This window comes from uncultured Campylobacter sp. (assembly GCF_938045775.1).
Taxonomy (GTDB): Bacteria; Campylobacterota; Campylobacteria; order Campylobacterales; family Campylobacteraceae; genus Campylobacter_B.
Genome location: NZ_CALIBH010000060.1, coordinates 1 through 8,131, shown reverse-complemented (window position 1 = coordinate 8,131; position 8,131 = coordinate 1). Strand labels below are relative to the sequence as shown.

Here is an 8,131-nt window from a genome sequence, read left to right as displayed (position 1 = left end):
TATTGACCGGCACGCCCCGCACCCACCCCAAAAGACCGGCAAAAAACAGCCCCGCACATGCGGTTCACACCCGCCAAATGGTATAGTCAGCACGAACGCGAGAATCCTCGCATCCTCCACCGTCGCACCCCCAGCCTGGCTGACGCGCGCCCACACGCCGCAGCACCACCGCAGTAACACCGCGGAAACAGGGGAGCGGCACATCCGCACAGATCGAAGAAGGAACCATGAGCGAAAACCTCAACGAAATCGAAGCACCCGCCTGCCCCGAATGCAGCGAAAACTACACCTACGAAATGGGCGAACTATGGGCATGCCCCATGTGCGGCCACGAATGGGAACGCACCGCAGCAGGCGAAACCGAAGAAGAAGCAGGCACCAAGGTTCTCGACTCTGTCGGTAACGAGCTCGTCGACGGCGACTCCGTCACCATCGTCAAGGGCCTGAAGGTCAAGGGCGGCGCAGACATCAAGGCAGGCACCAAGGTGCGCGGCATCCGCCTGCTCGAATCCCCCGTCAACGGCCACGACATTGAGGCGAAGGTCCCCGGTGCAGGCCAGATGTACCTGAAGTCCTCCGTCGTCAAGAAGGCATAAAACGCCTCCTGCGAGGCGCAGAAAAGGCGGCACCTCCCGCACTAGCTCACGCTAGGGGAGGTGCCGCCTTTTGCTTTATAAAAATTGCTTAGGTTTTAAAAGAAATTGACAAATATTTCTTTACTTAGAAGATTGCAGTCAATATATTTATCATCGCAAGTTACGCAGATATTTCTTGTCCTTTTTTCCGTAATTCTACTTGCTAAAATATTAGAAAAAGAGCCATTTTTATGTGTTATTATAGCCCTTGCATACTCTATCATTCGATTTTTTATGTAGCCGTGTGCATAAATTTTATCTACCTTGCCATTAAATTTTAGTGCCAGGTCAATATCGTGAATCATTAAATCCATAACCACATCAACGTCAGTTATTCTACTACTAACCTTATTTGTCCTAGAAAAATCAATAGCAATAGTGTTTTTGCTATTATTTATTACATTTTGTAAAGCAACGACGGCAGGATTATATCTTTCTATAAAACCGACTTGAATTTTTAAATTTAGCTCTTTTGCTTCTAAATTTAGCGGGCGTTTTTTACCGCGTCTTTTTACGATACATTTTTTACTTTCTAGCCATACGTTTAAATTTATCGCAGCTTCGTTTGTAGGCGATAGGCTTAAAATTTCAGCTATATTTGAGATCGGTGCGGAGAAATTTCGATCGCGTTCGGATATGCTCTAATGTCTAGCGATATTTATACAGCGCAAAATTTAGTAGTATTTATGTGTGACTCAAATTTTAGTTTGTTGGGAATTAAATTTTGAAGTTGCGGTTAAGCTCGGGCGTATGAAAAACGCCCGAGCGTGTGAAGCTATGAAATTTTATGTGCGGTTTATGGGGTCGCTTCTGCCGCGCACCGGTAAAATTACTTTTCAAGCGCAGGCAAAACTACAGAGCGCGCGGCTATAAAATTTCACTTTGCGTTAGCGAGCTATTCGACTTCGGCGTCGATGACATCGTCGTCTTTTTTGCCGCCGTTTGCACCGCTGCTTTGCGATCCGCCTTGCGCGCCCTGATTTGCGCTGGCAGCCTTGTATAGATCCTCGGCGACCTTGCTTAGGGCTTCTACTTTAGAGTTTATCGCTTCCTTGCTCGCGTTTTCATCCTTTAGCACGGCTTTTAGATCGTTTAGCGCGCTCTCGATCTTAGCGCGTAGATCGCCCGGCACCTTCTCGCCCATCTCGCTTAGGCTCTTTTCGGTTTGATGTGCGATGCTATCGGCTTGGTTGCGCGCTTCGACGGTTTCTTTGCGCTTGTTGTCTTCCTCTTTGTGAAGCTCGGCATCTTTTACCATCTTATCGATCTCGGCGTCGCTTAAGCCGCTTGAGCCGGTGATGCGGATATCGGTTGCTTTGCCGGTGGCTTTGTCTTTTGCCGAAACGGTTAAAATTCCGTTCGCGTCGATATTAAATTCCACCTCGATCTGCGGCACGCCGCGAGGAGCGGGCATGATGCCTTCAAGATTGAAATTTCCTAGCGATTTGTTATCCTTCGCAAACTCGCGCTCGCCCTGCAAGACGTTGATCGTAACGGCGCTTTGGTTATCCTCTGCTGTCGAGAAGGTTTGAGATTTTTTCGTAGGTATCGTAGTTCCCTTTTCGATGATCTTGGTCATCACGCCACCTAGGGTTTCGATGCCTAGGCTTAGCGGAGTGACGTCGAGCAGTAGCACGTCTTTTACGTCGCCTTTGATGACCGCGCCTTGGATTGCAGCGCCGATTGCTACGACTTCGTCAGGGTTTACGCTCTTATTTAGCTCCTTACCGAAAGCCTTTTTAACCTCCTCTTGCACTAAAGGCACGCGCGTCGAGCCGCCTACCATGACGACCTCTTTTATGTCGTTCATGCTTAGTCCCGCGTCGCTTACAACCTTTTTAAGCGTGCTTATGGTCTCATCTACCAAAGAATCGATCATACTTTCAAATTTAGCTCTAGTGATGGTTTTCATCAGGTGCTTTGGACCGGTGGCATCAGCAGTGATGAAAGGTAAATTTACCGTCGTTTCCATCGCGCTGCTTAGCTCTTTTTTGGCGTTTTCCGCAGCCTCTTTTAGGCGCTGCATAGCCATGACATCGCCACGCAAGTCGATACCTGTTTCAGATTGAAATTCTGAGGTTAAAAAGTCGATCAGTTTGTTATCGAAATCATCGCCGCCCAAAAATGCATTACCGCCGGTAGCTAAAACTTCTACGACGCTATCGCCGGTTTCTAGCACGGTTACGTCGAATGTACCGCCGCCTAGATCGTAAACGACGATCTTTTCGGATTCTTTTTTATCCAGTCCATACGCAAGCGCCGCCGCGGTAGGCTCATTGATGATACGAAGCACGTTTAGGCCCGCGATTGTTCCTGCTTCTTTTGTTGCCTTTCTTTGGCTGTCGTTGAAATACGCAGGCACGGTTATGACTGCATCTACGACGGGCTCGCCCAAAAACGCCTCGGCGTCCTCTTTTAGCTTGATTAGCACCTTGGCTGAAATTTCTTGCGGCGTATAGACCTTGCCCGCGATCTCTACCGCGCACGCGCCATTTCGGTCGATGATCTTATACGGTAGGCGCTTTTTAGCCTCCTGCGCGTTTTTCTCATTCATCATAAGACCCATGATGCGTTTGATCGAATAGATCGTCTTTTCAGGGTTGGTGACTGCTTGGCGCTTGGCGCTGTCGCCTACTAAAACCTCGCCTTTGTCGGTGAAAGCGACTACCGACGGAGTGGTGTTTTTACCCTCTTTGTTCGGTATGATCTTGCTCTCGCCGCGCTCGAATATGCTTACGCACGAGTTTGTTGTTCCTAGGTCGATGCCTATGACTTTTGCCATTTGTTATCCTTTGTGTTGAATTTAAAATTTTAAAATTCGGACGATTATTTCGCCACTACTACCATAGCAGCGCGCAAAACGCGCTGCTTATACATATAGCCTTTTTGATAGACCTGAACTATATCGCCTTTTTTAGCGCCTTCGGCTTCAATCATCGAGATCGCGTTATGCACGCTAGGATCAAATCCCGCATCCGTCGCTATCGGAACGATACCGTATTTTTCAAAAGTCTTTGTAAAAAGGCTTAGACATTGTTTTACGCCGACTTCGATTTTATCTGCAAGCTCATTACCTTCCACATCAATTTTGGCGGCTTCCTCAAGCGCGTCGATTATCGGCAGCAGATCCTTCGCAAAGCTCTCGCTAGCGTAAGCAACAGCGCTATCTTTTTCTTTTTCCAAACGTTTTTTGAGATTTTCAAAATCCGCATTAGCGCGGTAAAATTTATCGGTGATCTCACTCAGCTCGTTTTGAAGCTTTTGTATCTGCGCGTCGGTATCGTCGCATGTCCGCGCCTCTTGCGGCTCGCTCGCCTCTGACGCGCACTGCTCGCAAACCTCTTTTTCTTCACTATCGCACGCTGCATTTTTATCGCCGTGCTCTTTAAATTTATGGCTCATGCTACTCCTTTAGCGTAGTTAAAAAATTTCTCGTAATTCTCGTAAACGCTGCCTGCGCAGATCATCGTAGCGTCCTCGCCTTCGAATTTTACAGGGCGTTTGATCCCCATAAATCCGTGCTCAAAGTAGGGCGCGAAGATCAAATTTTTAGTAAAATTTACGGCGATCGAGGGGTTAAGTAAAATTTTAAACCGCTCGTCTTTGAAAATTTTATACGCTACGACCTCGTTACAAAGAAATTCGATTTTAGAATTTTTTAGCTCCTTAATTTTGGTGCTAAGCTCGCGCAAACCGATCTGTATCGAAGCTAGCTCTAAATCTCCGAGTGAAATTCCTATTAAATTTGATAGGAATTTAAAAACTCTAAAATCGTATTTTAAGATAATCTCGTCTTTTCTAAATGCAAGGATTATGAAGCGATCATCGTGATTGATGACTTCGCTTAGGGCTTCATTTTCGGCGTTGAAAATCATACAGTAAATTTCAAAATCCTCAAGCACCGCTTCTAGCTCGCGAGCATCGTCTATTTTCAACTCATCGTCGAAGCTAAGTCTAGCGCGCCAGTAATCCTGCATCGTCGCAACCGTCGGAATTCTACCACCACTTACATGAAGCTGCGTCAAAGCCCCCTCGTCGCTTAAGCGCTTAAAATAAATTCGAATGCTAGACGCTGACATCGCTACGCCCATACGCTCACCCAGCTCGGAAGATCCGATCGGGGTGTTGCTATCAAGATAGGCGGAAATGATGGATTCCAGGATCATATCGCGTTTATTCGTTTTCACTTTTAGCACTCTTTCGGTAAGATTGCCAGTATTATACAACATTGAGTGGTAGGATGTCAAGGTTTTTATATAAATTTTATAAAATTTTAGCAATCGGATCCTGAGTTTGCTAAATTTTAACTATGATTTTTTGAGCTGAGCGTAATTCTTGGAATTCTTGGAATTCTTGGAATTCTTGGAATTCTTGGAATTCTTGGAATTTATCGCGGTGCCGTCGCGGTAGAATTTTATTGTATTTTTTGTATCTGTAAACATAAATTTTACCGCACAGCCGGCTAGGGCTTCTCTGTATGCGACAGATAAATTCTATTTTGCAAAAATAGTATTAACAGTATAGCTGCAAATTCCGTAGTTACCAGCTAAAATTTTGTCATTTGCTGAAATGCTGAAATGTGAAGTTAAATGCTAAAAAAACGCAAAATTCCCGCATAAATGGTGCGCAAGCTAGACGAAAGTGCTAGGCAAGCAAAGCGGTGTGAGAACTCGCAAAGCTCAAAATTTTACTCGCTGGCGCAAATTTAAATATACTTTAACGAATAGAAGTGTAAAATACGCCTCAAATTTCAACGATCAAGGGTTTTTATGCTAAAAGACATCTTCCTTTTCGGCGGTTTAATTTCTTACGACCACACTTTTATCTACCTTTTTTACTTCTTTTTGGTCGTCGCTATCATCGTAGCCGTCGCGCTTTGCTCCACTCGCTCGCTTCAGCTTGTGCCACATGGCATGCAAAATATCGCCGAAGCCTACCTAAGCGGCGTGCTAACGATCGGTAAGGACGCGATGGGTAGCGAGGAACAAGCTAAAAAATATCTTCCGCTAATCGCAACATTGGGATTTGTGATATTTTTTAGTAATGTTATCGGCTTGGTGCCGGGCTTTGAGTCGCCTAGCGCGAGTTTAAATTTAACCCTTTCGCTTACGCTTTGCGTTTGGTTGTACTACCATTTTGAGGGCGTTCGCGAGCATGGCGTGATCAACTATCTAAAGCACTTTATGGGGCCGGTGAAAATCCTAGCTCCGTTTATGTTCGTCATAGAGATCGTCTCGCATTTTTCGCGCGTCGTATCGCTTTCTTTCCGACTTTTCGGAAACATCAAAGGCGACGATACTTTCCTGCTCGTTATGCTTACTCTCGCTCCTGCGCTAGTGCCGATGGTGCCGTTTGCGCTGCTTACTTTTATGGCGATTTTGCAGACTTTCATTTTCATGGTTTTAAGCTACGTTTATTTAGCGGGCGCCGTGATCGTCGATGAGCATTAATTTTAAGCGAAATTTCTTATACTTCCTCGTGGGTGCGTCGTTCGGATTGATCTTCGTCGGCGCATTCGTCTTTTTTGCCTATCCATCATTTTATTTTTTGGGGTTAAAATTCCTCTTCATCTGCACCGCTCCGGGCGTGATATGCGTCATCATCACCTGCCTGATGGTCGATGTTTTCGATCTGAAAGAAAAGCTCCTTAGCGGCGGCGAGTAGAATCTATTCGATTAAATTTTAAAATTTAGCCACGCTGTGTGCCGCTACAAGCGAGTATTAAAGCAAAAAATTGTAAAATTACGCGAAATTTTTATTCTAAAAGGTTAAGTTTATGTTTGAAACCGTGATCGGCCTGGAGGTACACTGCCAGCTAAATACCAAAACTAAAATTTTCTGCTCCTGCCCCACGAGCTTCGGCGACGAGGCGAATTCACACGTATGCCCGACCTGCTTGGCGCTTCCGGGCGCTCTTCCCGTCCTAAACGAGGAGGCGGTTAAAAAAGCCATCAGCTTCGGCACCGCCGTCAATGCGACGATCAATCGCAAGTCGGTATTCGACCGCAAAAACTACTTCTACCCCGACCTTCCCAAGGCATATCAAATTTCGCAGTGGACGATCCCGATCGTCGAGCACGGCGAGCTTTTTATAGCTGCGGACGGACAGAGCAAGCGCATCGGCATCACGCGCGCGCACCTGGAGGAGGACGCGGGCAAAAATAATCACGAAAGCTCGCGCAGCCTAGTTGATCTAAATCGCGCCGGTACGCCGCTTTTGGAGATCGTAAGCGAGCCGGATATGCGCTCTGCGGACGAGGCGGTCGCGTATCTAAAAAAACTCCACAGCATTTTGCGCTTTTTAAATATCAGCGACGCGAACATGCAAGAGGGTTCGTTTCGCTGCGACGTAAACGTCAGCATCCGTCCGCAAGGCGAGCAAAAGCTCTACACGCGCGTGGAGATTAAAAATTTAAACTCCTTTAAATTTATCCAAAAGGCGATCGAGTTCGAGATTGAGCGTCAGATCGAAGCGTGGCAGGACGGCAAATATGAGCAAGAGGTCGTACAAGAAACTCGCCTTTTTGACACCGTTAAATTTATTACCAAGCCGATGCGTAGCAAGGAGGATAGCGCCGAGTACCGCTACTTCCCAGACCCCGACCTGCTAACCGTGATCGTGGATGACGAGATGCTGGCTGCTGCGCGGCAGATCCCCGAGCTTCCCGATCAGAAAAAGGCCCGCTATGTCCGCGAGCTGGGCGTTAAAGAGAAGGATGCCGAGATCATAATCTCGACCTATGAAAATGCGCGATTTTTCGAGGATCTAATCGCGGAGGGGCACGAGCCGAAACTCTGCGTGAGTTGGCTTACCGTCGAGCTTGCGGGCAGGCTCAAAAACGGCGTTACGATCGAGGATTCGCCCGTAGGTAGCGCGAAGATGAGCGAGCTTTTAAGCGCGATCGAAGGCGGCGCAGTGTCGCAAAAGGCCGCCAAAGAGGTGCTTGATTATCTAATGGAGCACGACGAGGCTGTAAGCTCGGTCATCGATAAGCTTGGCTTGAGGCAAGTAAGCGACGACGGCGCGATTTTGCAGATCATAGCGCGCGTGATGAGCCAAAACGAGGACAAGGTCGCGGACTATCGCGGCGGCAAGGACAAGCTATTCGGCTTCTTCGTAGGCCAAGTGATGAAAGAGGGCAAGGGTGCGTTTAATCCTGCGAAAGTAAACGAGCTTTTAAAACAGAAGCTGGGTTGATTTCGCAGCTTCTGCGGTGGCGAACGACGAATAAAAGGCGGCGGAGCGCATGCGATAGATGAAGCTCTTAGGGATAAAATTTTAAATCTGCTCGCAGCGTTTTGCTTCGAGCTAAAGCTTTAACGCGCCAATGACGAAGGCTTTTCGTGTTATATTTCATTCGGCGCGATCTCTGCGGCTACCTGCTCTCCTCGCGCACGTTTTGTTCTTTTGAGTTCGTTTTTTCTCGTGCGGGCTGTTTGCATCAAGTGTCGGTCTGCGACGGAGGGGTTTAAGAAGCACGTCCGTTAGGAATTTT

8 protein-coding genes are annotated in these 8,131 nt (G+C 47.2%); 4 read left to right on the top strand and 4 right to left on the bottom strand.

The window, feature by feature from the left end; all coding sequences use genetic code 11:
* Positions 1–227 precede the first annotated feature (227 nt).
* The gene (locus Q0238_RS01955; protein ID WP_070642857.1) at positions 228–596 is read left to right on the top strand and encodes a zinc ribbon domain-containing protein YjdM; all 369 of its coding nucleotides are present in this window, start codon (positions 228–230) and stop codon (positions 594–596) included.
* 934 nt (positions 597–1,530) lie between these two features.
* On the opposite strand, the gene dnaK is transcribed toward Q0238_RS01955, so the two are convergent.
* The 4 genes from dnaK to Q0238_RS01935 all read right to left on the bottom strand — a co-directional run bounded on the left by dnaK (position 1,531) and on the right by Q0238_RS01935 (position 5,077).
* Positions 1,531–3,417 (bottom strand): molecular chaperone DnaK, encoded by a 1,887-nt coding sequence (gene dnaK / locus Q0238_RS01950; RefSeq protein ID WP_297942376.1) that lies wholly within the window; start codon positions 3,415–3,417, stop codon positions 1,531–1,533.
* Positions 3,418–3,461: 44 nt separating this feature from the next.
* Positions 3,462–4,037: a nucleotide exchange factor GrpE gene (locus Q0238_RS01945; RefSeq protein WP_297942374.1), complete on the bottom strand. Its 576-nt coding sequence runs from the start codon at positions 4,035–4,037 to the stop codon at positions 3,462–3,464.
* Positions 4,034–4,822 carry an HrcA family transcriptional regulator gene (locus tag Q0238_RS01940; protein WP_297942372.1) on the bottom strand — a complete coding sequence of 263 codons (789 nt, stop codon included), beginning with the start codon at positions 4,820–4,822 and terminating at the stop codon, positions 4,034–4,036. Before Q0238_RS01940 ends, Q0238_RS01945 begins: the two co-directional genes overlap by 4 nt.
* 120 nt (positions 4,823–4,942) lie before the next feature.
* Complete coding sequence (locus Q0238_RS01935; protein ID WP_297942369.1) at positions 4,943–5,077, bottom strand: hypothetical protein; 135 nt, start codon at positions 5,075–5,077, stop codon at positions 4,943–4,945.
* Between the two features lie 327 nt (positions 5,078–5,404).
* On the opposite strand from Q0238_RS01935, the gene Q0238_RS01930 reads away from it, so the two are divergent.
* The 3 genes from Q0238_RS01930 (at position 5,405) to gatB (ending at position 7,833) form a co-directional block, all read left to right on the top strand.
* Positions 5,405–6,085 carry a F0F1 ATP synthase subunit A gene (locus Q0238_RS01930; protein ID WP_177387592.1) on the top strand — a complete coding sequence of 227 codons (681 nt, stop codon included), beginning with the start codon at positions 5,405–5,407 and terminating at the stop codon, positions 6,083–6,085.
* Complete coding sequence (locus Q0238_RS01925; protein WP_297896069.1) at positions 6,075–6,299, top strand: hypothetical protein; 225 nt, start codon at positions 6,075–6,077, stop codon at positions 6,297–6,299. Before Q0238_RS01930 ends, Q0238_RS01925 begins: the two co-directional genes overlap by 11 nt.
* A 112-nt stretch (positions 6,300–6,411) precedes the next feature.
* Positions 6,412–7,833, top strand: coding sequence for an Asp-tRNA(Asn)/Glu-tRNA(Gln) amidotransferase subunit GatB (gene gatB / locus Q0238_RS01920; RefSeq protein WP_297942366.1), 1,422 nt, complete (start codon positions 6,412–6,414; stop codon positions 7,831–7,833).
* Positions 7,834–8,131: the final 298 nt, after the last annotated feature.